24 protein-coding genes and 1 tRNA gene are annotated in these 25,693 nt (G+C 64.3%); 18 read left to right on the forward strand and 7 right to left on the reverse strand.

Annotation, left to right across the window (positions count from 1 at the left end; genetic code table 11):
- Position 1: 1 nt before the first annotated feature.
- Positions 2-823 (reverse strand): enoyl-ACP reductase FabI, encoded by an 822-nt coding sequence (gene fabI, locus F8R15_RS13225; RefSeq protein WP_078520117.1) that lies wholly within the window; start codon positions 821-823, stop codon positions 2-4.
- Between the two features lie 164 nt (positions 824-987).
- On the opposite strand from fabI, the gene pdxH reads away from it, so the two are divergent.
- The 8 genes from pdxH (at position 988) to F8R15_RS13265 (ending at position 8,764) form a co-directional block, all read left to right on the forward strand.
- Positions 988-1,611 (forward strand): pyridoxamine 5'-phosphate oxidase, encoded by a 624-nt coding sequence (gene pdxH / locus F8R15_RS13230; RefSeq protein ID WP_078542894.1) that lies wholly within the window; start codon positions 988-990, stop codon positions 1,609-1,611.
- A 137-nt stretch (positions 1,612-1,748) separates the two neighbouring features.
- On the forward strand, positions 1,749-2,285 hold the full coding sequence (locus tag F8R15_RS13235) for a cold-shock protein (protein WP_078520559.1): 537 nt from the start codon (positions 1,749-1,751) through the stop codon (positions 2,283-2,285).
- A complete protein-coding gene (locus F8R15_RS13240) occupies positions 2,255-2,746 on the forward strand; it encodes a DUF192 domain-containing protein (protein WP_152844876.1) in 492 nt (163 codons plus the stop codon). Before F8R15_RS13235 ends, F8R15_RS13240 begins: the two co-directional genes overlap by 31 nt.
- A gap of 40 nt (positions 2,747-2,786) precedes the next feature.
- Positions 2,787-2,863 (forward strand) — tRNA-Pro (locus F8R15_RS13245).
- A gap of 524 nt (positions 2,864-3,387) precedes the next feature.
- Positions 3,388-7,047 carry a vitamin B12-dependent ribonucleotide reductase gene (locus F8R15_RS13250; RefSeq protein ID WP_152844877.1) on the forward strand — a complete coding sequence of 1,220 codons (3,660 nt, stop codon included), beginning with the start codon at positions 3,388-3,390 and terminating at the stop codon, positions 7,045-7,047.
- Positions 7,048-7,195: 148 nt separating this feature from the next.
- On the forward strand, positions 7,196-7,441 hold the full coding sequence (locus F8R15_RS13255) for a hypothetical protein (RefSeq protein ID WP_078520114.1): 246 nt from the start codon (positions 7,196-7,198) through the stop codon (positions 7,439-7,441).
- Between the two features lie 264 nt (positions 7,442-7,705).
- The gene (locus F8R15_RS13260) at positions 7,706-8,320 is read left to right on the forward strand and encodes an HD domain-containing protein (RefSeq protein ID WP_253732580.1); all 615 of its coding nucleotides are present in this window, start codon (positions 7,706-7,708) and stop codon (positions 8,318-8,320) included.
- Positions 8,321-8,422: 102 nt separating this feature from the next.
- Positions 8,423-8,764 carry a zinc ribbon domain-containing protein YjdM gene (locus F8R15_RS13265; protein ID WP_075775641.1) on the forward strand — a complete coding sequence of 114 codons (342 nt, stop codon included), beginning with the start codon at positions 8,423-8,425 and terminating at the stop codon, positions 8,762-8,764.
- 6 nt (positions 8,765-8,770) lie between these two features.
- Here F8R15_RS13265 and F8R15_RS13270 read toward each other — a convergent pair whose 3' ends face one another.
- The 3 genes from F8R15_RS13270 to F8R15_RS13280 all read right to left on the reverse strand — a co-directional run bounded on the left by F8R15_RS13270 (position 8,771) and on the right by F8R15_RS13280 (position 11,715).
- Entirely contained in the window at positions 8,771-9,190 is a 420-nt protein-coding gene (locus tag F8R15_RS13270; protein WP_152844878.1) for a hypothetical protein, read from the reverse strand.
- 33 nt (positions 9,191-9,223) lie between these two features.
- Positions 9,224-10,249, reverse strand: a complete 1,026-nt coding sequence (locus F8R15_RS13275) for an SH3 domain-containing protein (RefSeq protein WP_172976223.1) — start codon at positions 10,247-10,249, stop codon at positions 9,224-9,226.
- 74 nt (positions 10,250-10,323) lie between these two features.
- Entirely contained in the window at positions 10,324-11,715 is a 1,392-nt protein-coding gene (locus F8R15_RS13280; RefSeq protein ID WP_152844880.1) for an oligosaccharide flippase family protein, read from the reverse strand.
- 198 nt (positions 11,716-11,913) lie between these two features.
- Here F8R15_RS13280 and F8R15_RS13285 point away from each other — a divergent pair, with 198 nt between their 5' ends.
- The 5 genes from F8R15_RS13285 (at position 11,914) to F8R15_RS13305 (ending at position 18,850) form a co-directional block, all read left to right on the forward strand.
- Positions 11,914-13,152: a Coenzyme F420 hydrogenase/dehydrogenase, beta subunit C-terminal domain gene (locus F8R15_RS13285; protein WP_152844881.1), complete on the forward strand. Its 1,239-nt coding sequence runs from the start codon at positions 11,914-11,916 to the stop codon at positions 13,150-13,152.
- A complete protein-coding gene (locus F8R15_RS13290; protein WP_152844882.1) occupies positions 13,149-14,312 on the forward strand; it encodes a polysaccharide pyruvyl transferase family protein in 1,164 nt (387 codons plus the stop codon). The genes F8R15_RS13285 and F8R15_RS13290 overlap by 4 nt, the downstream gene beginning before the upstream one ends.
- Positions 14,312-15,172: a glycosyltransferase family 2 protein gene (locus tag F8R15_RS13295; protein WP_152844883.1), complete on the forward strand. Its 861-nt coding sequence runs from the start codon at positions 14,312-14,314 to the stop codon at positions 15,170-15,172. Before F8R15_RS13290 ends, F8R15_RS13295 begins: the two co-directional genes overlap by 1 nt.
- A 133-nt stretch (positions 15,173-15,305) precedes the next feature.
- Positions 15,306-17,447, forward strand: coding sequence for a right-handed parallel beta-helix repeat-containing protein (locus F8R15_RS13300; RefSeq protein ID WP_152844884.1), 2,142 nt, complete (start codon positions 15,306-15,308; stop codon positions 17,445-17,447).
- Positions 17,447-18,850, forward strand: coding sequence for an O-antigen ligase family protein (locus F8R15_RS13305; protein ID WP_152844885.1), 1,404 nt, complete (start codon positions 17,447-17,449; stop codon positions 18,848-18,850). Before F8R15_RS13300 ends, F8R15_RS13305 begins: the two co-directional genes overlap by 1 nt.
- Here F8R15_RS13305 and F8R15_RS13310 read toward each other — a convergent pair.
- The 3 genes from F8R15_RS13310 to F8R15_RS13320 form a co-directional block, all read right to left on the reverse strand.
- Positions 18,847-19,830 carry a glycosyltransferase family 2 protein gene (locus F8R15_RS13310; RefSeq protein ID WP_152844886.1) on the reverse strand — a complete coding sequence of 328 codons (984 nt, stop codon included), beginning with the start codon at positions 19,828-19,830 and terminating at the stop codon, positions 18,847-18,849. The two genes, F8R15_RS13305 and F8R15_RS13310, sit on opposite strands and share 4 nt — an antisense overlap.
- Before the next feature lie 11 nt (positions 19,831-19,841).
- Positions 19,842-20,402: an acetolactate synthase small subunit gene (gene ilvN, locus F8R15_RS13315; RefSeq protein ID WP_075775634.1), complete on the reverse strand. Its 561-nt coding sequence runs from the start codon at positions 20,400-20,402 to the stop codon at positions 19,842-19,844.
- 86 nt (positions 20,403-20,488) lie between these two features.
- On the reverse strand, positions 20,489-22,234 hold the full coding sequence (locus tag F8R15_RS13320; protein WP_152844887.1) for an acetolactate synthase 3 large subunit: 1,746 nt from the start codon (positions 22,232-22,234) through the stop codon (positions 20,489-20,491).
- 99 nt (positions 22,235-22,333) lie between these two features.
- Between F8R15_RS13320 and F8R15_RS13325 the strand changes: the two genes are divergently transcribed.
- The 5 genes from F8R15_RS13325 to F8R15_RS21480 all read left to right on the forward strand — a co-directional run bounded on the left by F8R15_RS13325 (position 22,334) and on the right by F8R15_RS21480 (position 25,620).
- Positions 22,334-22,552: a hypothetical protein gene (locus F8R15_RS13325; protein ID WP_134330847.1), complete on the forward strand. Its 219-nt coding sequence runs from the start codon at positions 22,334-22,336 to the stop codon at positions 22,550-22,552.
- A gap of 230 nt (positions 22,553-22,782) precedes the next feature.
- On the forward strand, positions 22,783-23,355 hold the full coding sequence (locus tag F8R15_RS13330; RefSeq protein ID WP_152844888.1) for a TRAP transporter small permease subunit: 573 nt from the start codon (positions 22,783-22,785) through the stop codon (positions 23,353-23,355).
- Entirely contained in the window at positions 23,355-25,106 is a 1,752-nt protein-coding gene (locus F8R15_RS13335; protein WP_152844889.1) for a TRAP transporter large permease subunit, read from the forward strand. The genes F8R15_RS13330 and F8R15_RS13335 overlap by 1 nt, the downstream gene beginning before the upstream one ends.
- Positions 25,107-25,182: 76 nt before the next feature.
- Positions 25,183-25,353 (forward strand): hypothetical protein, encoded by a 171-nt coding sequence (locus F8R15_RS21475; RefSeq protein ID WP_098411498.1) that lies wholly within the window; start codon positions 25,183-25,185, stop codon positions 25,351-25,353.
- A gap of 99 nt (positions 25,354-25,452) precedes the next feature.
- Entirely contained in the window at positions 25,453-25,620 is a 168-nt protein-coding gene (locus F8R15_RS21480) for a hypothetical protein (protein WP_158522199.1), read from the forward strand.
- Positions 25,621-25,693 lie beyond the last annotated feature (73 nt).

Genomic DNA, 25,693 nt, shown 5'->3' on the forward strand with positions numbered 1-25,693 from the left:
CTCATTCCTTCCGCTTGGTGACCACGTCGATATCGGGCGCGTCGACCGCTTTCATGCCCACCACGTGATAGCCAGCGTCGACATGCAGCGTCTCGCCGGTGGTGCCGGAACCGAGATCGGAGAGCAGGTAGAGCGCGGCCTTGCCGACCTCTTCCTGCGTCACGTTGCGGCGCAGCGGCGAGTTCAGCTCGTTCCACTTCATGATGTAGCGGAAATCACCGATGCCCGAAGCCGCGAGGGTCTTGATCGGGCCGGCGGAGATCGCGTTGCAGCGGATGCCGTCCTTGCCCAGATCCTCGGCGATATACATCACGCTGGCTTCCAGCGCCGCTTTCGCCACGCCCATCACGTTGTAATGCGGCATGACCTGCTCGGCACCGTAATAGGTGAGCGTGAGCAGCGAGCCGCCCTCGTTCATCATCGCGGCGGCTTCCTTGCACACGGCGGTGAAGGAATAGACCGAGATGTCCATCGTGGTTTTGAAATTGTCGCGCGACGTGTCGACGTAGCGTCCGCGCAGCTCCGACTTGTCGGAGAAGCCGATCGCGTGGACGACGAAATCGATGCTGTCCCAATGGGTGCGCAGCGTCTCGAAGAGAGTCTGGATCGAGTCGCCGCTGGCGACGTCGCATTCCACGAGGATATCGGAGCCGAGCTGTTCGGCCAGCGGGCCCACACGCTTCTTGAGCGCCTCGCCCTGGAACGAGAAGGCCAGCTCCGCGCCAGCGTCCGCGAGGGCTTTGGCGATGCCCCAGGCGATGGATTTGTCATTCGCAAGGCCCATAATCAGCCCGCGTTTGCCTGCCATCAGGTTGTTTGACATGTCAGGTTTTCCCCCGCTTCGCTCTGGTAAGTCCGAATGCTTTAGGCGAAAGGTGGAGACGCATCAAGGCTACTGACCTCCGGTCAAGCATGATCGTGTGGATCGTGTTGCAGATCGGGGCGTTGCGCCTGATGTGCGAAGCGGCGGCGAGACTGGAGGCTAGTATGAGTGACAGAACCGGAATTTTCGCAGGCGACGATCCTTTTGCCATCGCGCAGACATGGCTGGATGAGGCCGCGGACACCGAGATCAACGATCCCAATGCGATTGCCCTGGCGACAGTCGATCCGGACGGGTTGCCCAATGCGCGTATGGTTCTTCTCAAGGAAATCGAAGGGCGCGACATGCCCTCCGGCGGGGCTTTCGTCTTCTACACCAACTACGGATCGGTGAAGGCGCAGGAGATCGAAAGCGCGGGAAAAGCCGCCTTCGTGATGCATTGGAAATCGCTGCGCCGGCAGATTCGGGTTCGCGGTATGGTTGAGCGCGAAGAGGGGCCGCAGGCTGACGCCTACTACAAGTCGCGCTCGCTGAAATCGCGTCTCGGCGCCTGGGCCTCACGGCAAAGTGAGCCGCTGAGTTCACGCAGCGCCTTGATGGCGGAGGTCGCGAAGGTCACCGCGAGCCACGGTGCGAATCCCGATCGACCGCCGTTTTGGGGAGGGTTCAGAATCAAGCCGTTGGAGTTGGAATTCTGGGCGGACGGTTCTTTTCGCCTTCATGATCGCTTCCGCTGGAGCCGGCAAACCCTTGCCGATCAGTGGGTTGTAACCCGCCTGAACCCCTGAAACTCGCGCTTCGTGAATTGCATAGGGTCTTGAAACTTTGGGCAATCTCTTGAAGTGTCCCCTAAACACCGCATTTCCAGAAGGACGTGCGGAGGAAATGCGAACAGGAAAGCCCGCGAATGCAAACGGGATGGAATATGCTGGGGGAGTCCGAGGCTGAGCTTCGTGAGGTGACCGGCACCGTCAAATGGTTCGACCCTGTCAAAGGGTTCGGCTTCATCGTCGATGGTGAAGGGGGGCCTGACATCCTTCTTCATGCGAATGTTCTGCGCAATTTCGGTCAGGGCTCGATTGCCGATCACGCGCGGATTCGGGTCCAGATGCAGCTGACCCCGCGCGGCGCGCAGGCGGTCGAGGTTTTGGAGATTCTTCCTCCGGAAGGCGAGCCCGTCGCTCCGATCGAGGATTTGGGCGACAACACGTTCGACGATATCGCGGCGCTGCCGCTTGAGCCTGCTCGGGTGAAGTGGTTCGAAAAATCCAAGGGCTTCGGCTTTGCCAATGTCTTCGAGAATGACGAGGACATTTTCATCCATATGGAAGTTCTGCGCCGGTCGGGTTTTGCCGATCTGACCCCCGGCGAAGCGGTGTGCCTGCGGGTGATCGAAGGCAAGCGCGGCCGGATGGCGGCACAGGTTCTCGCATGGGATGCCGGTTTGAAATCCGGGCGCTGAGCGCCGCGCTTTTCCTTGCCGTAACGCCGGGCCTCGCCGCGGCGGAGGGGGCGCAGTGCCGCGATGATCTCGCCATTCTGCGCACCGGGAACCAGCCGGTCAGCTTCACCGTTGAAATTGCCGATAGTAGCGCCGAGCGCGCGCAGGGCCTGATGGGGCGGCGCGAGATGGACGAAGGGGCAGGGATGCTCTTCATCTACGAGCATGCGCGGGAGGTCGCCTTCTGGATGCATGACACGCCGCTGTCGCTCGATATGGTGTTCATCGATCCGACGGGTGAGGTCGTGAAGGTCGCGGCCAATACGACTCCCAATGACGACACCCCGATTCCCTCCGGCGCACCGGTGCGATACGTGCTCGAGATCAATGCCGGGATGGCGGCACGCCACGGCATCGCGCCGGGGGCGCAGCTGGCGCATCCCAGCGTTGACCCGGCACAGGCCGCATTTCCCTGCGAATGACCCTTTCCTTGGGACGAGCCTCTTTGTAAGGAGAGGGCGTCGGGGCGTAGCGCAGCCTGGTAGCGCGTCTGTTTTGGGTACAGAAGGTCGTGAGTTCGAATCTCGCCGCCCCGACCATCCCCTCGAAATCGCCGGAATCGGGCCCGCTATATCTAGTGGTAGGCTCTTGATTGTGACACTAGCGACACGCTCTTCGGCTTTGCCCAAATTTTGCGCAACCCCGGCGAGGCTATCCACAAGATATTGCGTTCTGTGGATTGAAATTGCCAGATGAGCGGCTAAAGCCCCCGAATCTTCAATGAAATTTGGCCCTTATTGGTGCCGCAGTGCAGCGCCCATGCGTTAACCAAATGTGGAGGAATCGTGCAGCGTGCTTCCCTAGGGGCCGGTCAACTGAAAAATGGACTGACTCAAGGTGAAAGTTTCGTTGACGGCTCGGTGCGCCTACGGCAGGTTGTGTGGTGTCGGAGGCTAACCCACCAGATGTAGTGGAGCCTAGGGCCAAGGGACAGATTTCGGACATTGCACCCCCGAATCCGGGGCGCGCAGCCCTCGCGGTGTCGACTGCGAGGCCCGGGCTTCTTTGTCTTCTGCGGCTCCCGCCGGCACCTGATTGGACTGACTGCAACGGGGACAGGGCAATGAAGATCGAACGGAAGTTCACCACCGACGAAACCGGCGCTTACGGCGCGCTGGAATTCACGACGACCACGTCTGAGATTCGTAATCCTGACGGGAAAGTGGTGTTCCGAAACGAGTCGGTCGAAGTGCCCGGCCGCTGGAGCCAGGTGGCGTCTGACGTGCTCGCGCAGAAATACTTCCGCAAGGCCGGCGTTCCGGCGGCGCTGAAGAAGGTCAAAGAGAAGGGCGTGCCGGAATTCCTGTGGCGCTCAGTCCCCGATGAAGAGGCGCTTGCTCAGCTCCCCGAAGAGGCGCGCTACACCGGTGAAAACTCGGCCAAGCAAGTGTTCGACCGTCTCGCCGGTGCCTGGTGCTATTGGGGCTGGAAGGGCGGCTACTTCTCCACGGAAGCAGATGCGCAGGCTTACTATGACGAGATGCGCTTCATGCTGGCCGAACAGATGGCCGCGCCGAACTCGCCGCAGTGGTTCAACACCGGCCTGCACTGGGCTTACGGCATCGACGGCCCCGGTCAGGGTCACTTCTATGTCGATCACAAGTCGGGCAAGCTGACTTCCTCGACCTCGGCCTACGAGCATCCGCAGCCCCATGCCTGCTTCATCCAGTCAGTCTCGGACGATCTGGTGAAAGAGGGCGGGATCATGGACCTCTGGGTCCGTGAAGCGCGCCTGTTCAAGTACGGCTCGGGCACCGGCACCAACTTCTCTTCGCTGCGTGCCGAAGGCGAGAGCCTCTCGGGCGGCGGCAAATCCTCGGGCCTGATGGGCTTCCTCAAGATCGGCGACCGCGCAGCGGGTGCGATCAAGTCGGGCGGCACCACGCGCCGCGCGGCGAAGATGGTGATCTGCGACATGGATCACCCGGACATTGAGGAATTCGTCAACTGGAAGGTCATCGAAGAGCAGAAAGTGGCCTCGCTGGTCGCGGGCTCCAAGCTGCATGAGCGTGAGCTGAACGGCATCTTCACCGCGATCCGCGAATTCGACGGTTCGGCGGAGACCTCGGTCGATCCGAGCGAGAACGAGGCGCTGAAAGTCGCGATCAAATCCGCCAAGCGCGTGATGATCCCGGAAACCTATATCAACCGCGTGCTGCAATATGCGCGGCAGGGCTACAGCTCGATCGAATTCCCGACCTACGACACCGATTGGGACTCGGAAGCCTATGTCTCGGTTTCGGGTCAGAACTCGAACAATTCGGTGCGCGTCACCAACGCTTTCCTGAAGGCGGTGAAGGACGATGCCGATTGGGAACTGATCCGCCGCACCGACGGCAAGGTCGCGAAGACCGTGAAAGCCCGCGATCTGTGGGAGCAGGTCGGCCACGCCGCATGGGCCTGCGCCGATCCGGGCATCCAGTTCCACGACACGGTCAATGAATGGCACACCTGCCCCGAAGACGGTGCGATCCGCGGCTCGAACCCGTGCTCGGAATACATGTTCCTCGACGACACGGCCTGTAACCTCGCCTCGATGAACCTGCTCACCTTCTACAAGGACGGCAAGTTCGACGCAGAAAGCTACATGCACGCCACCCGTCTGTGGACCGTGACGCTGGAAATCTCGGTGCTGATGGCGCAGTTCCCCTCGAAGGAGATCGCGCAGCGCAGCTATGACTTCCGCACGCTGGGCCTCGGCTATGCCAATATCGGCGGCCTGCTGATGAACATGGGGCTGGGCTACGACAGCAAAGAGGGCCGGGCGCTGTGCGGCGCGCTGACTGCCGTGATGACCGGTGTCTCCTACGCCACCTCGGCCGAGATGGCGGGCGAGCTGGGCGCTTTCCCGGGCTATGAGAAGAACGCCAAGCACATGCTCCGCGTCATCCGTAACCACCGCAACGCGGCTTACGGCAAGACCGAGGGCTACGAGGCGCTCGAGACCAAGCCGGTCGCGCTTGATCACAAGGGCTGCCCCGATCAGGACCTGATCGCGCTCGCCACCCAAGCCTGGGACGAGGCGCTGGCGCTGGGCGAGAAGCACGGCTACCGCAACGCGCAGGTGTCGGTGATCGCGCCGACCGGGACGATCGGTCTCGTGATGGATTGCGACACTACCGGGATCGAGCCGGACTTCGCGCTGGTGAAGTTCAAGAAGCTCGCAGGCGGCGGCTACTTCAAGATCATCAACCGCTCGGTGCCGGGCGCGCTCGAGACGCTGGGCTATGGCTCGGCGCAGATCGAAGAGATCATCGCCTATGCGGTGGGTCACGCCAGCCTCGGCAACTGCCCCGACATCAACACCACGGCGCTGATCGGCCACGGCTTCGGCCCGCGGGAGATCGAGAAGGTCGAGGCCGCGCTGCCGACCGCCTTCGATATCCGCTTCGTCTTCAACCAGTGGACGCTGGGCGAGGAGTTCTGCACTCAGACGCTGGGCATCCCGGCCGAGAAGCTGAACGATCCGACCTTCGACATGCTGCGTCACCTCGGCTTCACCAAGAAGCAGATCGACGCCGCGAACGACCATGTCTGCGGGACGATGACGCTGGAAGGCGCGCCGCACCTGAAGGACGAGCACCTGAGCGTGTTCGACTGCGCCAACCCCTGCGGCAAGAAGGGCAAGCGTTACCTCAGCGTCGACAGCCATATCTACATGATGGCCGCCGCGCAGAGCTTCATCTCGGGCGCGATCTCGAAGACGATCAACATGGCGAACCACGCCTCGATCGAAGACGTGAAAGCGGCCTATGAGCTGAGCTGGTCGCTCGGCATCAAGGCCAACGCGCTCTATCGTGACGGATCGAAACTGTCGCAGCCGCTGGCCGCAGCCCTCGTCGAGGATGACGAGGAGGCCGAGGAAATCCTCGCCACCGGTTCGACCCAGGAAAAAGCGGCCGTGCTCGCCGAGAAGATCGTCGAGAAGGTGCTGGTCAAGGAGATCGTGCGCAGCCACCGCGAGAAGCTCCCCGAGCGCCGCAAGGGCTATACGCAGAAGGCGGTCGTGGGCGGCCACAAGGTCTATCTGCGCACCGGCGAATACCACGACGGCACGTTGGGCGAGATCTTCATCGACATGCACAAGGAAGGCGCTGGCTTCCGGGCGATGATGAACAACTTCGCGATCGCCGTGTCGGTCGGTCTGCAATATGGCGTGCCGCTGGAGGAGTTTGTGGACGCCTTCACCTTCACCAAGTTCGAACCCGCCGGCATGGTTCAGGGCAACGACTCGATCAAGAACGCGACCTCGATCCTCGATTACGTGTTCCGCGAACTGGCCGTGTCCTATCTCGACCGCACCGACCTTGCGCATATCAAGCCGCAGGGCACCAGCTTCGACGATCTGGGTGGCGGCGAGAACGAGGGCAAGCGCGCCGATGGCAATGTCGAGCCGATGTCCGAGAACGCGTCGAAATCGCTCGAAGTGCTGCGTCAGATTTCCTCGACCGGCTACCTGCGCAAGCGCCTGCCGCAAGAGCTGATGGTGCTGCAGGGCGGTGTGGACGTCGTGACCTCGCAGATGCCCGCGCAAAGCGCGCAGGCCCGTGCGTCCAGCTCCACGGCGGTCTCCTCTGGCGGTGTCCAGATGGATGCGCGCGCCAAGGCGAAGATGCAGGGCTACGAGGGCGAAGCCTGCGGCGATTGCGGCAACTACACGCTCGTGCGCAACGGCACCTGCATGAAGTGCAACACCTGCGGGGCGACCAGCGGTTGCTCTTGAGGGACAGGGGTCTCGGTCTGGCGGCCGGGGCCCCGACGACGACGCCACGCGATCCGCGTGTCGGGGACTGGGACGTGAAGACTGGGGCCCATTCGCATGGCGGGCCGAGGGACAGAACGACCGCCAAAGGCGGCAAAAGGAGCGGAAATTGGATCTGATCGTCGGCAATAAGAAGGTGACCCCGAAAGCCACGCGCCGGATTCCCGGTGGCATCGAGGCCGAGCTGGTGGGCGAGGAACTGACCTCGCTGATCGATGCGACCTTCACCGGCATCGAGATCGCCTGCCTCGGCGGCGACCTCGATCACCACGCGCTCGACGTGACCGATATCCGCATGGGCGGCGGTGCGACCACCGTCACCCTGATGACCGCGCGCGAGATGGCGCTGCACTGAGCGCCGCGCGCGATAACGAAATCCGGGGCGGGTGCGCTCGCCCCAGACGCTGAGAAGGCCCAGGCAAAACGACGATAAGCTCGGGCGGTAAACTAATGAGCCTGATCGGCGAAACTGGCCCTCTCCAACCCCCCGGAGAGGGCCGCATTATTTCTTGCGGAGAGAGCAGGGGCGGGCTCTGGCCATTTGCGCGGCCTCGCGTCACCATATACGCAGGGGCCCGAGGGGGCCGAGGATCGAAACCCGCAACCGAAAGGACCGCAGATGACCGCATCCGGACCGACAGTCTCCTTCACCCAGATGAAAGACGGCACCCGCGAGGATTACGAGCTGCTTGAAGAGCTGGAAAAGCCCTTCCTTGCAGGCACGGCGGACCGGCTGTTGCGCGAATTGGCCGCGCAGGCGGAGGAGACGCTGTCGGGCTACCAGATCACGCGGCTCGAACACGGGCTGCAGGCGGCGACGCGGGCGCGGCGCGACGGGGCGGATCTCGACTGGGTCGTGGCGGCGCTGCTGCACGATATCGGCGACCGGCTTGCGCCGCAGAACCACGACCGGATGGCCGCCGAAATCCTGCGCCCCTATGTCCGCGAAGAGGTCTCGTGGGTGGTGGAGCATCACGGCATTTTCCAGATCGCCTATTACGGCCATCACTACGGTTGGGACCCGGAAGAGCGCCAGAAGTTCAAGGATCATCCCTGCTACAACAGCTGCGAGCAATTCTGCGAGCGCTGGGATCAGTCGAGCTTCGATCCGGCCTATCCGATGGACCCGCTGGAGAGCTTCGTCGAGGATGTCCGCGAGGTGTTCGCCCGCAATGCCTATGCGCCTGAAGTGCTGCGCGCGGGCGAGGTTCACGGCCTGCCCGATCCCGCCTGAGCGGGTGGGAGTCGCACCGGTCGCACCGGTGCATCTCGCTTTTTGTCGCAGGTGAACGATTTTTCTGGCGATAACAGGCGCGTGAGACTAAGGGCATGACCCATGAGCGATACCTTGCCCCCGTGCCCCGAATGCAATTCGTCCTTCACCTACGAGATGGACGCCCTCCTGATCTGTCCCGAATGCGGCCATGAATGGTCGGCCTCGGGTGACGCGGATGCGCCCGCCGAGGTGCGCGATGCGGTCGGCAACGTACTGAACGACGGCGACACGGTGACGGTGATCAAGGACCTGAAGGTGAAGGGCTCTTCCTCGGTCGTGAAGGTCGGCACCAAGGTGCGTGGCATTCGTCTCGTGGATGGCGATCACGACATCGACTGCAAGGTGCCCGGCATCGGCCAGATGGGGCTGAAGTCGCAATTCGTGAAAAAGGTCTCCGAGTAAGCCTCCTCACTGACGCGTGGCGACCCAGCTGCCCCTGCACCCGTCGACGTTTTGATAGTCCCCCACGAGGCGACCTTTGACGAGGTGCCCCTTGAGCGAGCCGACAGAGCGCGTCCGGAAGTAGAAATTCCCGACGATCCGGTCGGCTCCGACGACATGCCCGGAAATCCTGTAGGAGGCTCCGTAGGTGTTGGTAGCCTCGCCCGAAACCCGGCCGTCTTGTATGCGTATCCCGCCATAGCCCGGTGTGCAGGGGCGATCCATCACACGCATGGACTGAGGGGTGTACCTTCCGACCCAGTGCCCGTCGAGCGGGCTTGGCCGACCGTCGGGTGGCTCTGGAACGCAGGCTGCGAGCGCGATCAGGGGCACGCCTGCGAGGATCGCGGCGGCGGCCCTGCGTGTGAGTGTCGTCATCATGGTCATCTAGCTCTCCTCCCCGATTTGCGCCGCCCGCGCTCACTCGATCCCGACGATCATCGTGAAGGGGGCCGGGGCGTCACCGATATTGTAGACCGTGATCCGGTTCTCCCCGTTGAGCCAGAGCTGGCCGCGATAGTCGCGCCTGCCGCCGCGGCTCTCGTAAAGAAGTTCGCCGTCCGGGGTGAAGATGTTGAAATGCACCGCAGGCGAGTCGGTCTGGAGCTGCGCCGCCAGGAACTGCTTTTCCCGAGCACCGAGCCGGTAGTTCACCGCGGCTCCGGGGGCGAGGGTCGATCTCAGCACCGCGCCGCTCGTGCCGGGTGCGAACTGGACCTGCTGATCGCGCGTCTCGGGTTCGGCCATGTGCGGCGGCGGGGCAGAGCCTTCACGAAGGTAGCGCCCGGCAACCCAGCCGGTCAGAGACCCTTCGGTCGCCGCGACCTGACACCAGCGCTGGCCCTCGGCCATCCGACAACCCATGTTGCGCAGGATCGCCCCCTCGGGGAACCGCCCGAGGATCGCCGCCCCCGTCGAGGGCCCCGCGCGCAGGTTCAGCGGATCGTTGATATCGCCGGTCTGGACCTCCCAGAAATCGGGCCCGCCCTGCAGCCCGTCGGCATAATCGCCCTGCACGATCGCGCCGGTCTTCCCGGTAATCCCGATCCGGATGTCGAAATTCGCAACCTCGTCGCGCCGCGCCGCCGAGCGCATCATGTAGACCGAGATCTTGTAGGTCCCCGAACTGGGCAGCGTGCCTGTGTAGTGGTTCAGCTCGGGCGTCAACTGGCTGGTCATGATCGCCTGATCGCCCGGGCCGCTCCCGGGACCGTAGAGGTTGAAATACGTGGCGGTGTGGTTCGTGGACAGCTTGATATCGATCGTCTGTCCGGCCTCGGCGCCGATCGTGTAGATCACGCTGTCATAGCCCTTGATGCGGTCGCTCAGAACCGCGTTATCCGCTCCGGCTGAGAAATAGACCGGAACCTCACGCATCTCCTCGGCAAGGACAGGTGTGGTGAACGACAAAGCCGCGACGAAGACATAACCCAGAAACCGGTTCATACCGATCCTCCCTCTTTGGTTTATGGTGCGCGTCATCGGGGAGTGTAGCACGAAAATCGTACAGAGGCGCGGGGTCAGGCAGTGCCGATCTGCGGGCGTCCAAAATAGGCCCGCAGATGGGGCAGGGCGGCAAGTTGCACCGCGATCAGGATCAGCGCGACCGGCCAGATCACCAGCGTGCCGGGCGCGGCGAGTGTGATAAGCGGGATCGCGACCAGCACGAGTGCGGTCGTCAGCGCAGCGCGGCCAACCTGTGGCAGCGCCATGACTTGCGATAGCCGCCAGAGCGCCACGCCAAGACCGATCGCCTCGCCCGCGACCCCGAGCCAGATCACCGGCACGACCGAGCCGGTCTCAATCAGCGCCCAATAGCTCAGCGGCAGCACTACGATCCGGGGCAGGTTCCCCCAAAAGCCGTTATCGGTCTGCCCCGCCGAGAGCGCGACCGTGCTCGGCCCGTTCTTGATCGCGCGGAGCGCGTTCATCAGCGCGAAGGGGATCAGGAGCGGCAGGAGGCTTGCATATTTCGCCCCCAGAAGGGCCGTGACGACGAGCGGTCCGATCAGGACCGTGCCCAGCAGCAGGATCGATCCGGTCAGAAACATCCCCTCGAAGGTCGCTCCGGCAAGCTGGCGATGCGCGAGGGCGTCCGCACGGCCATGCGCGGCCGAGAGTTTCGGCAGAAAGAGGTTCTGCACCGACTTCGCGCCGATCAGCGTGGGCGTCAGCGTCAGCGTCATGCCCATCGCGAAGATCGCCAGCGCCTCCATCCCCGCCAGTCGCCCGACGATGATCTTGTCGCCCTGAAAGACCAGATACATCAGGGCCGCATTGGCCAGAAGCGGCGCGCCGAAACGCAGGTTCGCGCGCATCTCGGCGCGGTCGAGGCGCAGGCGGTAGCGGCGCTCGGCCATCAGGTGCGAGACCAGAACGCCGAGGGCCGCGTGCAGTAAGATCGCCCAAAGCGCCACCTGCCAGTCGTCGAAGAGGCGCGAGAGCGGCCAGATCGCGATTAGCGCGGCCAGTGCGGGCAGGGCGCCCGTCAGCAGCATCGGGCGGTAGTGGCCCCTGCGCTGGGCGCGGTGGATGTCGAAATGCTGCGCCGCCGTCAGGAGCGGCACCAGCGCGAGCCAACGATAGGCAGATGCGGCCTCTGGGATCGCGAGGAAGTCGGCGATCGGTCCGGCCAGCACGAACAGCGCCGCCGCCGCAATCACGCCGCGCAGCAGTTGAAAGCCTTGCAGTGCTGCCTGAAACGCGGGGTCGTCGCCGCGTTTCGACTGCACGATCTGCTGCTGCAGCCCCAGCGTCGAGCCCATCTCGATCACTGCCATCACCATCGCGAAGGTCGCGGCCACGCCGTAATCGGCGACCGGGATCAGCCGCGCGATCAGTAGATTGCGCGCGAGCATCAGCGCCGAGGTGGCGGCGTTCCCGCTGAGGATAAGGATCGCGGTGCGAAGCATGTACTGTCCGATATGGCGCGGGGTTTGCCCGCCCGCGCATGTTTTGCGCCCATAATCCCGCCCGAGGGGCCGTCGGGTCAAGCGCGCTGTGACGGCTGTGGCTTGACGGCCACGTCACGCGCGACGACCGACCCCGCCAAGCCTTGCCAGATTCACGGCTTTGCTGTTCAACTCCTTGAAAAACCAGATCGGCCGAGCATGACCCATCACAGCCCCATTTCGACGCCTTCGAGCGAGGCGCTCGCCCATGTCGCGGCGGGTGATCTCTGCGCGGGCTGCGGGCTGTGTGCCGGGGTCGCGCCGGACGAGATCGCGATGGCACCCGATGCGCGGGGGTTCCTGCGCCCGGTGCAAAGCGCCGAGATCAGCGCGCGAGCGGAGACCGCGATTGCCGCCTGCTGCCCGGGCTTGGGCCAGAGCGCGCAGCGCGTCGCGCCCGGAGAGGAGCCGCTCTGGGGGCGGTTCATGGAGATGAAGAGCGGCCATGCCACCGACGCGGACCTGCGCCATGCGGGGGCTTCGGGCGGGGCGCTCTCGGCGCTGGCGCTGCATCTGCTGCAATCGGGTCGCGTCGACGCCATCGCCCAGATCGAACCCGACCCTGAAAACCCGATCGGCAACCGAATGCGGCTGAGCACCACGCGCGACGAGGTTCTGGGGGCGGCGGGCTCGCGCTATGCGCCCTCGGCGCCGCTGGCCGATCTGTCGTCGCTGATCACGGATGGGCGGCGCTTCGCGGTGATCGGCAAGCCTTGCGATGCGGTGGCTTTGCGGGCGCTGGTCGCGCGCGATCCGAAACTCGCGCGGACTTTCCCGGTGATCCTGTCCTTCTTCTGCGCGGGCGTTCCCAGTGCGGAGGGCGCGCGGGAGTTGCTGGCGGAGATGGGCGCGCCCGAGGATCAGGTCGCGGGCTTGCGCTATCGCGGCAATGGCTGGCCGGGCAAGACGGTGGCCGCGCTGCACGATGGTTCCACCCGCGAGACAAGCTATCACGCGGCCTGGGGCGGGGTGCTCTCGCGCCACGTCCAGCACCGCTGCAAGATTTGCGCCGATGGTACCGGCGTGGCCGCCGATCTGGTCTGCGCCGATGCGTGGGAGGCCGACGATGCGGGCTATCCGCTGTTCGAGGAGGCGCCGGGGCGCAGCCTGATCGTGGCGCGCACGCGGCTGGGCGCGGAAATTCTGAGGGAGGCCGAGGCGGCCGCGGCGGTCGAGACCGCGCCGTTCGATGTGGCGGAGCTGGCCGCGATCCAGCCCGGTCAGCGCGAACGTCGCCGCGCCCTTTTTGCGCGTCTCGCCGCGCTCAAACTGATGGCCCGCCCGATTCCGCGCTACGAGGGGATGAACCTGCGCGCCTGCGCGCTGCAAAACCCGGTCACGCGGAACTTGCGCAATTTCGCAGGCACGGTCCGACGTGTGTTGCGGGGCCGAAAATGAGCCGCACGCTGCGCGTCTGCCTGATCTTCCACTCGACGCGCTCGGACAATCTTGGCGTCGGCGCGCTGACCGTGTCGGAGATCGCCCTGCTGCGCGATCTTGCCGCCAAAGCGGGGCGCGAGATTGCGATCACCGTGCTCGACTGGAAGGACCGGCGCGCGCCTTATGTGGCAGGCGACGACTTGCAGCTGATCGAGGTGGATGGCGCGTTTCTGAAATCCCCCAAAGGGTTGTGGGCCGAAGTTAAGGCAGCCGATCTGGTGATCGACATCGGCGGCGGCGACAGTTTCGCGGACATCTACGGCACCTCGCGGCTGGTGAAGATGTTTTGGATGAAGTTCGCCACCCATCTCGCGGGCACGCCTCTGGTGGTTGCGCCGCAGACCGTGGGACCCTTCACCAAGGGCTGGTCGAAGCGGCTGGCGCGGATGAGCCTCAACCGTTCTGCTTTGGTGGCGGTGCGCGACGAACGCTCGCGCGCGGCGCTGGACGATCTGGGCTATCGCGGCGCGCCGGTTCTGGCCTCCGATCTGGCGCTGCGGCTGCCCTATGACCCGTCCGCGCCGCGTGATGGTGGGCCGGTGCGCGTCGGTATCAACGTCTCGGGGCTGTTGATGGCGGGGGGCTATCATGGGGGCAATGATTTTGGGATGGCGCTGGATTATCCCGCGCTGATCGCGCGCGCGATCGACTGGTTCAAGGGGCAGGGGGCCGAGGTCCATCTGGTCCCGCATGTGATCGTGCCCGAAGGCCCGATGGTGATCGAGGATGACCTGCGCGCCTGCGAGACGCTGGCGGCCGAGCATGACGTGATCTGCGCGCCCGCCTTCGCGAGCCCGTCCGAGGCGAAGAGCTATATCGCGGGGCTCGATTTCTTCACCGGGGCGCGGATGCATGCCTGTATCGCGGCGTTCTCGTCCGGTGTCGCTGTGGTGCCGCTCGCCTATAGCCGCAAGTTTGCGGGGCTGTTCGGCGCGCTTGGCTACGACCATACGGTCGATGCGACCAAGGCGGATGCGGATGCGGTGATGGCGGCGCTGGAGCAGGGTTTTGCCAATCGCGAGACGCTGGCCGCGGAGGCGAACGCGGCGCTGGCGCGCGGGATCGAGCGGCTTGGGGCTTATGACGCGGCGCTGCTTGAGTTGATGGAGGCGCTGTGATGGCCGAAGCTGCGATCATCATCCCGCATTACAACGACGTCACGCGGCTCATGCGCTGCCTCGAGACGCTTGCGCTGCAGCTGGATGCGCGTTGCGAGCTGTTGGTGGTCGACAATGGCTCGACCGATGATCTGGCCCCCGTCCGCGCGGCCTATCCCGACCTTCGGATCGTGACCGAGACCAAGAAGGGCGCGGCCGAGGCCCGCAATCGCGGCGTGGCGGAGACGACGGCGGCGCGGCTGTTCTTCATCGACAGCGATTGCGTGGCCGATCCCGACTGGATCGCGACCGCCTTCGCCGTGGCCGGGCAGGGCGATCTGGTTGGCGGGCATGTCTTCGTCTTTGATGAGACTCCGCCGCCGCGATCCGGCGCAGAGGCCTTCGAGACCGTCTTCGCCTTCGATTTTCGCCGCTATATCGAGGAGAAAGGCTTCTCCGGCACCGGCAATCTATTGACCCGGCGCGATGTCTATGAGGCGACGGGGCCGTTCATCGCGGGGCTGTCGGAGGATCTCGACTGGTGCCGTCGGGCGACCGCGAAGGGTTATTCGCTGATCTATGCCGACGGGTTGCGCGTGGGCCATCCGTCGCGGCAGGACTGGGCGGCGCTGTCGCGCAAATGGCGGCGGCTGACCGAGGAAGGTTTCGGCGTGAACGGGTCGAGCTTCCCCGCGCGGCTGCGCTGGGGCGGCAAGGCGCTCTTGATGCCCGTCTCGATCCTCGCCCATCTGCCCAAGGTGCTGCGCCACCCCGACCTGCGCGACGCGACCGAGCGGTGGCGCGCCGTGGCGACGCTCGCGAGACTGCGGCTCGCGCGGATGGGCTGGATGCTGCGGCAGGCGGTTTTCGGGCGGCTTTAGCGGCGCGAAGGCCACAATGGCGATGTGCAAAGTTTAATCTGGGTTAAAGCGCTTGCCGCGTCGATCTTCCTCACGCTAGCGTGACGTCAAGATATCAGAGCCGCAAAAAGCGGCCCGGAACAGGCAGGCAGCGATGGAGCAGATCGCATTCACCACGAGGCATGCAGCCCGCGTCGGACGGCGTGGGCTTTTGGCCGTCGGTCTTCTCGTGCTCGGGGCGTGGCCCGCACTGGCGCGCGACTGGCAGGTCTCGGATACGGCCGGGCTGGCGCGGATCGGGGGCAAACTGGAGCCGGGCGACACGGTTCTGATCGCGCCGGGCGACTATGAGGCGCTCGATCTGCGGGGGCTGACGGGGCGCGAGGATGCGCCGATCACCTTCCGCTCTGCCGATCCGCACAACCGGGCGGTGATCGCGCAGATGAACCTGCGGGAAGTCAGCCATGTCGTGATCGAGGCCGTGACCTTCGATTACCGTTACACCGAGGGCGACCGGTCCAATATCCGCCCCTTTCAGGTCTTCACCACCCGCGATCTGACAATCCGCAATGCGCTGTTCGATGGAGACCTCGCTCCCGCCGATCCAGATCTGATCGAGCAGGGGCCGTTGCCCACCGCCTTCGGGTTGGCGGTGCGCGCCTCGACCGGGATTACGGTCGAGCGCTCCGAGTTTCGTCGCTTTTATCGCGGCGCGATCTTCACCGACTGCACCGATCTGGTTGTGGTCGCCAACGACATCCATGACATGCGGATGGACGGGCTGAACTTCGCCCAGATCGAACGCGCAGAGATCGCAAACAACCACATTCACGAGTTTCGCCGTGCGGTCGCGTCGGGCGATCATGCCGACATGATCCAGTTCTGGACCGCAGGCACGGAACGGCCCAGCCGCGACATCGCGATCACGAACAATCTGCTCAATTCCGGCGAGGGCGGCTTCACCCAGTCGATCCTGATGCGCAACGAGCTGGTCGATCGCGGCAAGGCGGGCGCGGAGATGTTCTACCGCAATATCGAGATCAGCGGGAACGTCATCATCAACGCCCATCTGCACGGGATCACGGTGGGCGAGGCAGAGGGCGTGAAGATCGCCAACAACACGCTCATCCATGACGTCTATTCCGAGGGCGAGAGGCGCGATCCGGTTCTCTGGATCCCGCAGATCCGCGTGGCGCGCGACGCCCGCGCCGTCGAGATCGCCCGCAATGCGGTGAGCGAGATCGCAGGCCCGGCGGGGCAGCCCGACTGGAAGCTCCGCGACAACCTGCTGATTCAGGACATCACGCCGCAGCGGGCGAGCTATTACGACCAGCTCTTCGTCGCCGCGCGCACCGGTGCGCCGCGTGAGATCATGAATTACGCCTATCTGCCGGGCGGGGCCTTGGCCGGGAGCGGGATCGGTGCGCCGATGCTCGATATCCTCGGCGGTCCGGACGCGTTCCAGCCGGTCATGCGGTTCGCGCGCAGCGAGGGCGGCGGCACCACGCTGCAATTCGACGCGCGCGAGAGTGTGCTGCCCGAGGGGGTGGACCCTGCCGAGGTCGCCTATCGCTGGCAGATCGACGGGCAGACCAGCCTCGACGGCGCGCAGGTGCCGGTGGGCTTTCGCATGCCGGGGCGGCACAAGGTGACGCTGTCTCTGACGCTGCCCGACGGGCGGAGCGCGCAGAGCAGCGGCTATGTCATGGTTCGCGACGACCGTATCCTCAGTTATGACCCTGAGCTGGGCCGTGTGATCTCGCATGCCGGGGCGCAGCCCGAGGCGCTCGACTCGATCCCGCTCAGCCCCGGTGCGCTGGAATTCGGGTTGGGTGGCGGGGCCGTGGTGATCCCGCGCGAGATGGTCGCGCCGCTCTACGGGGCGGACCGCTTTGCGCTGCATATGAAGCTGCGCGCGGTAGGCGATTACAAATCCGCCGGAGAGCTGTTGCGCCTGCATCAGTCGCTGATCGTGCGGGTGACCGGGCGCGGCACGTTCGAGGTCGAGTTCTGGCCCGAGAGCGGGCAACGGCTGTTCCTGCGCACCAAGCGCGTGCCGATCTATGACGGCAAGTGGCACGACATCACCTTCCGCTACGCGTCCGACGATAGCCTATTCGAGGTGCTCGCGGGCGATGAGGTGATCGGCAAGGGCACCGTGTCGGGGCGGCTCAAGCCGATGGAATATTGGGGCCTCGCGCTGGGCAATCCCTTCGGCAAGGGCAGCTTCCATGGCGAGCTTGAGGCGCTTGATCTGACCGCGAGCCGCCCGGCGGTGAGCGGGGCGATGCGCTGATGCGCGCCGGGGCGATTGGCAGTGGCACGCCGCAACGTGCGCGCCCGAAAAGCCGCGCGGGCGGGCGAAATCGTATCGCAGAGACCGCCGCGCTCGCGACCGCGAAACTGCCGTGGCCGGTGCTGCTGTTCGTGCTGTCGATCCTGCTGCCCTTCAAGTTCAACCTCGGCCCGCTTGCGATCACCGGAAGCCGCCTCGTGCTGATGGCCTTCATCCTGCCCGCCTTCGCGCGGGTCTTCAGCGGGCGGGCAGGGCGGATGCTCCCGGTCGATTGGCTGTTCCTGTTTCATGCGCTGTGGCTGTCGGTCGCGCTGGCGGTGAACAACCCGGACCGGGTGATCCAGCAGGCGGGCTCTGTCGGGCTGGAGGTTCTGGGCGGCTACCTGATCGGGCGCGCCTATATCCGCTCGCGCGAGGATTTCGCGGCGCTGGGCAAGGTGCTGATCTGGTCGGTGCTGATCCTAACGCCCTTCTCGCTTTACGAGACGAAGACCGGCACGACGCTGATCCCGACGCTGATCGACAAGCTGCCGGGGATGGGCACGATCACTTACAACTATCAAGACCCGCGCCTGGGGCTGGAGCGGGTGCAAGGCCCCTTCGCGCATCCGATCCATTTCGGGCTCTATTGCTCGGTCGTTTTCGCCTTCGCCTTCGTGGCCTTCGACGGGATCAAGTCGCTCGGCTGGCGGGTGGTGGCGAGCGGGCTGATCCTGCTCAACGGCTTTCTTGCGCTCTCCTCGGGGGCGCTTCTCTCGCTGCTGCTGCAGCTGGGGCTGATCGGCTGGTACATCACGTTCGTGCGGATCGAATGGCGCTGGTGGCTGCTGACGGGGCTGTTTGCCTTCGCCTATGTCACGGTCGACCTGCTGTCGAACCGCTCGCCGATCATGGTGTTTCTCAGCTACGCGACCTTCTCGGCCCATACCGCCTATTGGCGCACGATCATCTTCGACTGGGGGCTGAAGAATGTCTGGGCCAACCCGATCTTCGGCATTGGCCTGAATGACTGGGTGCGGCCGTGGTATATGTATTCCGGCTCGATGGATAATTTCTGGCTGGTGATGGCGGTGCGCTATGGTATCCCGGGCTTCCTGCTGGTCACGAGCGGCTATGTCTGGGGGCTGTTCAAGGTTATGTTCCGCGATTTCGGCGGCGATACGCGGATGCAGAACTTCCGCCGCTCCTGGGTGTTCACCTTCGCGGGGATGACCTTCACGCTTTGCACCGTCTATGTCTGGGAGTCGATCTACGCCTTCACTTTCTTCCTGTTCGGCGCGGGCATGTGGATGCTGACCGAGGCGGTGAAAGAGGGGGGAGAAGGCTCCGACGGTGACGCTGTGCTTGAGACGCGCGGCACCAGCTACACGCGGTTCGCGCAGACGCATCGGCGGCGCGATTAGCGCCCGATCTTCGCGCGGGCGTCGGGGCTGAGCGCGGCCAGGACTTGCTTGGGCGGGGCCATCCCGAAGAAGCCCCGCAAGAGCGCTGCGGCTTCCGTCCCATGTCCCTGCACACGAAGTTGCGCGGCTTTCGCCAGCGACCACGCCGCGCCGCCGATCAACCCGGCGGGGAAATGGCGGCGCAGGAACATCGCCCGCGCGCGATGCTTGAAGTACTGCGAGAAAGGCGAGGCGACCGAGCCCATCCGCTGCGAACCGATTGCCGTGCCCGCGACGTGATGGGCGACGGCGCCTTCGCAATAGGAGATCGGCAGGTCGCCCCTGCGCAGCGCCCAGTCGACCTCTTCGTAGTAAAGGAAATAATCTTCCGTCATCGGCCCCGCGTGCTCGAGATGGGCGCGCGTCGCGACGAGGCTCGCGCCGGTGACGAAGTCGATCCGGGACGGGTCCGGGGCAGGGCTGTCGGCGGGGGCGAACTGGTTGAGGTTATGGGTGATCCCGGTGCGCCGGTCGATCACCCCGCCGTCGATCTGGATCGTGCCCGGATCATCGCCATAGACCACCCGATGCGCGATCATCGCGGCACCTCGCGGTCTAGTATCATGCGAGGCGAGAAGGGCAGGCGTCTCGGGCGGCACCACGCAATCGGGGTTGAGTAGCCAGAACCGGTCGAGCGCGGGATTGGCCGCCAGCCGCGCGAGCCCCAGATTGACGCCCGCAGCAAACCCGCCATTGCTCCCCGCCTCGATCAGCGCGATGCCGTCCTGACCCGCCTCCGCAGCTCCCATCAGATCGGGGACGGCTGCGCGGATCACCTCGACCGTGTCATCGCGCGAGGCATTGTCGACGACCACCACATGCAACGCCACGCCGGTCGCTGCCCGCAGCGAGGCGAGGCAGGCCGCGATTACGTCCGAGGATCGATAGGTGACAATGACGACACCCAGAGCGGGATCGGTGGCGAGATGCGGCTCGGCCATGTCGCTCGGGCTCAGGCCCCGCGCGAGAGGGCTGCGACCCCGGTACGGGCCACTTCGGCCAGACCCAGCGGGCGCATCAGATCGGCGAAAGCGTCGATCTTCTCGGGCGTGCCGGTGATCTCGAAGACAAAGCTCTCCAGCGTCGAGTCGACCACATTGGCGCGGAAGATCTCTGCCAGACGCAGCGCCTCGATGCGCTTGTCGCCGGTGCCTGCGACCTTGATCAGCGCCAGTTCGCGCTCGACCGGGTAGCCCTCGACGGTGAGGTCCTTCACCTCGTGGACCGGCACGATCCGGCCCAGCTGCGCCTTGATCTGGTCGATCACGTTCTCGGTGCCGCGGGTGACGACGGTGATCCGGCTGCGATGGCCCTTATGGTCCACCTCGGCCACGGTCAGGCTGTCGATGTTGTAGCCGCGGCCCGAGAAGAGCCCGATCACACGGGCCAGAACGCCCGCCTCGTTGTCGACGATCACGGCGAGCGTATGGCTGCGCTCGATCTGGTCGTGGCTGTCGCGCAGGTCGTAAGCGGAATGGCTCGAGGAGCCTTTCTTGATTTTCAGAGCGGCCATTGCCTCTCTCCTTTTCCTAGTTCGGACCCGATTTTCGGCTTGGTCCAAATATCCCGGGGGGCCGGGGGCAGCGCCCCCGGCGTCGCTCACACCAGCGCCGCGCCTTCCTTGAAGACATCGGCATCGGCCGCCAGCAGCATCTCGTTATGCGGCTTGCCGGACGGGATCATCGGGAAGCAGTTCTCGTGCTTCTCCACGAGGCAGTCGAACAGCACCGGGCCGTCATGCTTGATCATCTCCATGATCGCATCGTCGAGATCGGCGGGGTCGGAGACCTGCATCCCCTTCCAGCCGAAGCTCTCGGCGAGCTTCACGAAATCGGGCAGGCTTTCGGACCAGCTATGCGAGTAGCGCTCGCCATGCAGCAGTTCCTGCCACTGACGGACCATGCCCAGACGCTCGTTATTGAGGATGAACTGCTTCACCGGCACGCGGAACTGGGTCGCGGTGCCCATCTCCTGCATGTTCATCAGCCAGCTCGCCTCGCCCGCCACGTTGATCACGAGGCTCTCGGGATGGGCGATCTGCACGCCGATGGACGCCGGGAAGCCATAGCCCATCGTGCCCAGACCCCCGGAGGTCATCCAGCGGTTCGGATCCTCAAACCCGAGGAACTGCGCCGCCCACATCTGGTGCTGGCCCACCTCGGTCGTGATGTAGCGATCCATGCCCTTGGTCAGCTCTTCGAGACGCTGCAGCGCATATTGCGGTTTGATCGTCTTTTCCGAGTTGGTGTAGGCGAGGCAGTTCACCTTCTTCCACTCGTCGATCTTCTTCCACCACTTCTCGATCGCGGGCTTGTTCACCTTGCGCCCGCGCGACTTCCAGACCTTGAGCACGTCTTCGAGCACATGGCCGATATCGCCGAGGATCGGCAGGTCGACGGCGATGATCTTGTTGATCGAGGAGGCGTCGATATCGACATGCACCTTGGTCGATTTCGGCGAGAAATCCGCCACGCGGCCGGTGATCCGGTCGTCGAAGCGCGCGCCGAGGTTGATCATCAGGTCGCAGCCATGCATCGCGAGGTTGGCTTCATAGAGACCGTGCATCCCGAGCATGCCGAGCCAATTCTTGCCCGAGGCGGGGTAGGCGCCCAGACCCATCAGGGTCGATGTGATCGGGAAGCCGGTCGCATCGACCAGTTCGCGCATCAGCTGGCTCGCGGCGGGGCCCGAGTTGATCACGCCGCCGCCGGTATAGAAAACCGGCTTTTCGGCGGTCTCGATCAGCTCGACCAACTTGGTGATCGCGTCCAGATCGCCTTTCACCTGCGGCTGGTAATGGTCGACCCGCGCCGCTTTCGGCTCGGTATAGGTGGCCACCGCGAATTGCACATCCTTGGGCATGTCGATCAGCACCGGGCCGGGGCGGCCCGAGGTCGCCACGTGGAAAGCCTGATGGATCGTCTCGGAGAGTTTCGCGGGATCCTTCACCAGCCAGTTATGCTTGGTGCAGGGGCGGGTGATGCCCACCGTGTCGGCCTCCTGGAAACCGTCGGTGCCCACGAGGAAGGTCGGCACCTGACCCGACAGCACGATCAGCGGGATCGAGTCCATCAACGCGTCGGTCAGCCCGGTCACCGCATTGGTCGCGCCCGGACCCGAGGTCACCAGCGCCACGCCCGGCTTGCCGGTCGAGCGCGCATAGCCTTCGGCCATGTGGATCGCGGCCTGCTCGTGGCGGACTAGGATGTGACGGATGTCGTTCTGCTGGAAAATTTCGTCATAGATCGGAAGGACCGCGCCGCCCGGATAGCCGAAAATTACCTCGACCCCGTGATCCTTCAGCGCCTGAACCACCATCTTCGCGCCGGTCATCTGCCGTGCCATATGCTCACTCCATCCTTGCGCGAGGGCCACGCCGCCCACCGCTACCTGTCAAGCATCCACCTGTCCAAGAAAAAGCCCCCGGCTTTGAGGCGGGGGCGCATGGGAACCTTCATGGTTGTACCGTTACCGGCCCATGCGCTTGGCTCCTACGACGACAAGAAGAATCGCATCCATTGCGGATCCCTTTCGGACTGCTTTGCGCGGACATTAGGATCGGGCGTTGGGGGCGTCAATGCCCAAACGCTGAATAAAATGTCGCGGGCGGCGGAATTTCCTTCCCGATTATTGCGCGCCGCGACCTGCGAGTCGCAACTTTGAGAAACCGGAAGAGGCGATCGAGGCGACTGCCGCAAGGGAAGTCGCGGGAAGTTGATCATATTGACGCTTGGTCAGCCTCCAGAACGGCACCAGAGACCGCGTTTTCTGCCCGATCTGGTCAAGTGAACAGACCAGATGGAGCCTTAATTGCTTGACCTTTCTCCCCCACTCGGCCAATCACGGGCAAAGCCTCGCGCAGGCTTTCGGGACAAATTTAGGGAGGAAGTGAGATGGGCGCTTTGCTGGCCCTTTCACGCGCGATCGACCGGATAAACGAGACCATCGGCAAGGCGGTGTCGTGGCTTATTCTGGTGTCGGTCCTCGTGAGTGCGACCAACGCCATTGTACGCAAAGCCTTCGACATGTCGTCGAACGCTTGGCTGGAATTGCAATGGTATCTTTTCGGCGCGGCGTTTCTGGGCGCTGCCGCTTACACGCTCAAGCAAAACGAGCATATCCGCATCGACATCGTCTACGGTGCCTTCTCGCGGAAAGTGCAGCATTGGATCGATCTGCTCGGGCATATCTTCTTCCTGATGCCGTTCGTCTTGCTGATGCTGTTCAAGCTGACGCCCTTCGTGATGATCTCGATCCGCTCGGGCGAGATGTCGACGAATTCGGGCGGTCTGATCCTGTGGCCGGCCAAGATTCTGCTGTTGATCGGCTTCTGGCAGCTGTTCTTCCAAGGCGTGTCCGAGATCATCAAGAAGATCGGCGTGATGCGTGGGTTGATCGAGGATCCCCATGCCGACAGCGCGGGCCATCACGGCCATGATCCCATCGCCGAAGAGGAGGGTCTGTAATGCTCGAGCTTATCGCTCAGAACATGGCCCCGATCATGTTCATCTCGCTGATCGTCTTCCTGCTGATCGGCTATCCTGCGGCCTTCGCGCTTGCGGCCAACGGTCTTTTGTTCTTCGTCATCGGCGTTGAACTGTCGGGTTACTCCGGCGGGACGATCAATCTTGACTGGCCGTTGTTGAATGCGATGCCGCAACGGTTCTATGGGGTCTTGTCGAACGAGACCTTACTTGCCATTCCATTCTTCACATTCATGGGCATCGTGCTCGAGAAATCGGGCATGGCCGAGGATCTTCTCGACACGATCGGTCAGCTGTTCGGCCCGGTGCGCGGCGGTCTCGCCTATGCGGTGATCATCGTGGGCGCGCTTCTGGCGGCGACCACGGGTGTCGTTGCGGCCTCGGTGATCGCGATGGGCCTGATCTCGCTGCCGATCATGTTGCGCTATGGCTATGATCGGAAGGTGGCCACAGGTGTCATTGCGGCGTCAGGGACACTGGCGCAGATCATTCCGCCCTCGCTCGTGCTGATCGTTCTGGCTGACCAGCTGGGCGTTTCGGTGGGCGACATGTACAAGGGCGCGCTGATCCCCGGTATGGTGCTGACCGGTATCTACCTCGGCTATGTGCTCGTGATGTCGATCATCAAGCCGAAGTCGATGCCGGCTCTGCCGAAAGAGGCGCGCACACTGGGCTCTGGCGTGATGTCGCTTCTGGTGGCGCTGGCCGGTGCGGTCGCGATCTTCATCTTTGCCGAGAAGTATTTCGAGGCGAGCGGGTCGAGCGTCAACAACTCCGAGATACTCGCAGCCGGTGTGGCCGTGATCGCGATCTATATCGTGGCGTTGCTGGACAAGGCGCTGAAAACCAACCTGATGAGCCGTCTGGCCCAGCAGGTGGTGATCGTGCTGATCCCGCCGCTGGCGCTGATCTTCCTCGTGCTGGGCACGATCTTCCTCGGCGTCGCGACGCCCACCGAAGGCGGCGCAATGGGCGCGGTCGGCGCGCTGGTGCTGTCGGCGGTGAAGAAGCGTCTGACCTTCCCCGTCGTGCGTGACGCGCTGGCGGCGACGACGCGCCTGTCGGCCTTCGTGCTGTTCATCCTGCTGGGCGCGCGGGTCTTCTCGCTCACCTTCTACGGGGTGAACGGGCAGGTCTGGGTCGAGCATCTGCTGACCTCGCTTCCGGGCGGCCAGCTGGGCTTCCTGATCGTGGTGTCGTTCCTGGTGTTCTTCCTCGCCTTCTTCCTCGATTTCTTCGAGCTGGCCTTCATCATCGTGCCGCTTCTGGCGCCTGCCGCGCAGGCTCTGGGGATCGACCTGATCTGGTTCGGGGTGATCCTGGGCGTGAACATGCAGACCTCGTTCATGCACCCGCCATTCGGCTTCGCGCTGTTCTATCTGCGCTCGGTCGCGGCCAAGGTGCCCTATATCGACAAGGTCACCGGCAAGAAGATGGAGCCGGTGAAGACCTCGCAGATCTACTGGGGCGCCATTCCCTTCGTGTTCATCCAGGTTGCGATGATTGCCATCGTGATCGCCTTCCCGGCCATGGTGATGCACTACAAGGGGCCGCAGGTGGATCTGAAGGATGTCGAGATCAAGCTGCCGCAAATGCCGGGCATGGGCGATGGGGGCGGCCTCGGTGGCCTGCCGTCGCTGGCGCCTCTGGGTGGCTCGACCTCTGGCGGGTCGAGTTCGGGAAGCGCGGCTCCGGGCGGGCTGCCCCCGCTTCCCACACCGGGCAGCAACTGATCGACCGGAAAATGAAAGATCGGGGCGGCCTTCAGGGGCCGCCCCTTTTTTATAGAGAGAGAGTGGAGGGCGAGGGATGCGGTATCCTCTTTTCGTTATTGTCGGGGTTTCGTTGCTTGCGCTGGCGGGCTGCGGCGAGACCAAGGAACAGCGCGCGGCGACGGGCGGCGTGGCCGGTCTCGTGGTGGCGGGACCTGTCGGAGCGGTCGTCGGAGCCGGACTCGGCGTCGTGACGCGCAAGAATTGACGGCCAGCTAATCGCGGTACTTGGGAACCGCGGCAGGCGTTTCGGCGTCTTGTCCTTGAGGAAGCCGCGCATTGTGGCTGCTATCGAAAGGACGAGAAGATGCGAATAGCGACGATCTTGATGGCGGGCGGCCTGCTGGTTTCGCTCGCGGCATGTGGTGACAACGCGACCGAACGTGCAGCCACCGGCGGTGTCGGCGGCCTCGTGGTTGCAGGGCCGGTTGGCGCCGTGGCCGGTGCCACGGTTGGCGCCGCCACGACGAAGTAAGATTTGTATCCAGACCAATAGAAAAGGCCCCGGAGCGCGAACCCCGGGGCCTTCTCAATTCACGCGAGACGCG

The organism is Thioclava sp. JE_KL1 (assembly GCF_009296265.1).
Classification (GTDB): domain Bacteria; phylum Pseudomonadota; class Alphaproteobacteria; order Rhodobacterales; family Rhodobacteraceae; genus Thioclava.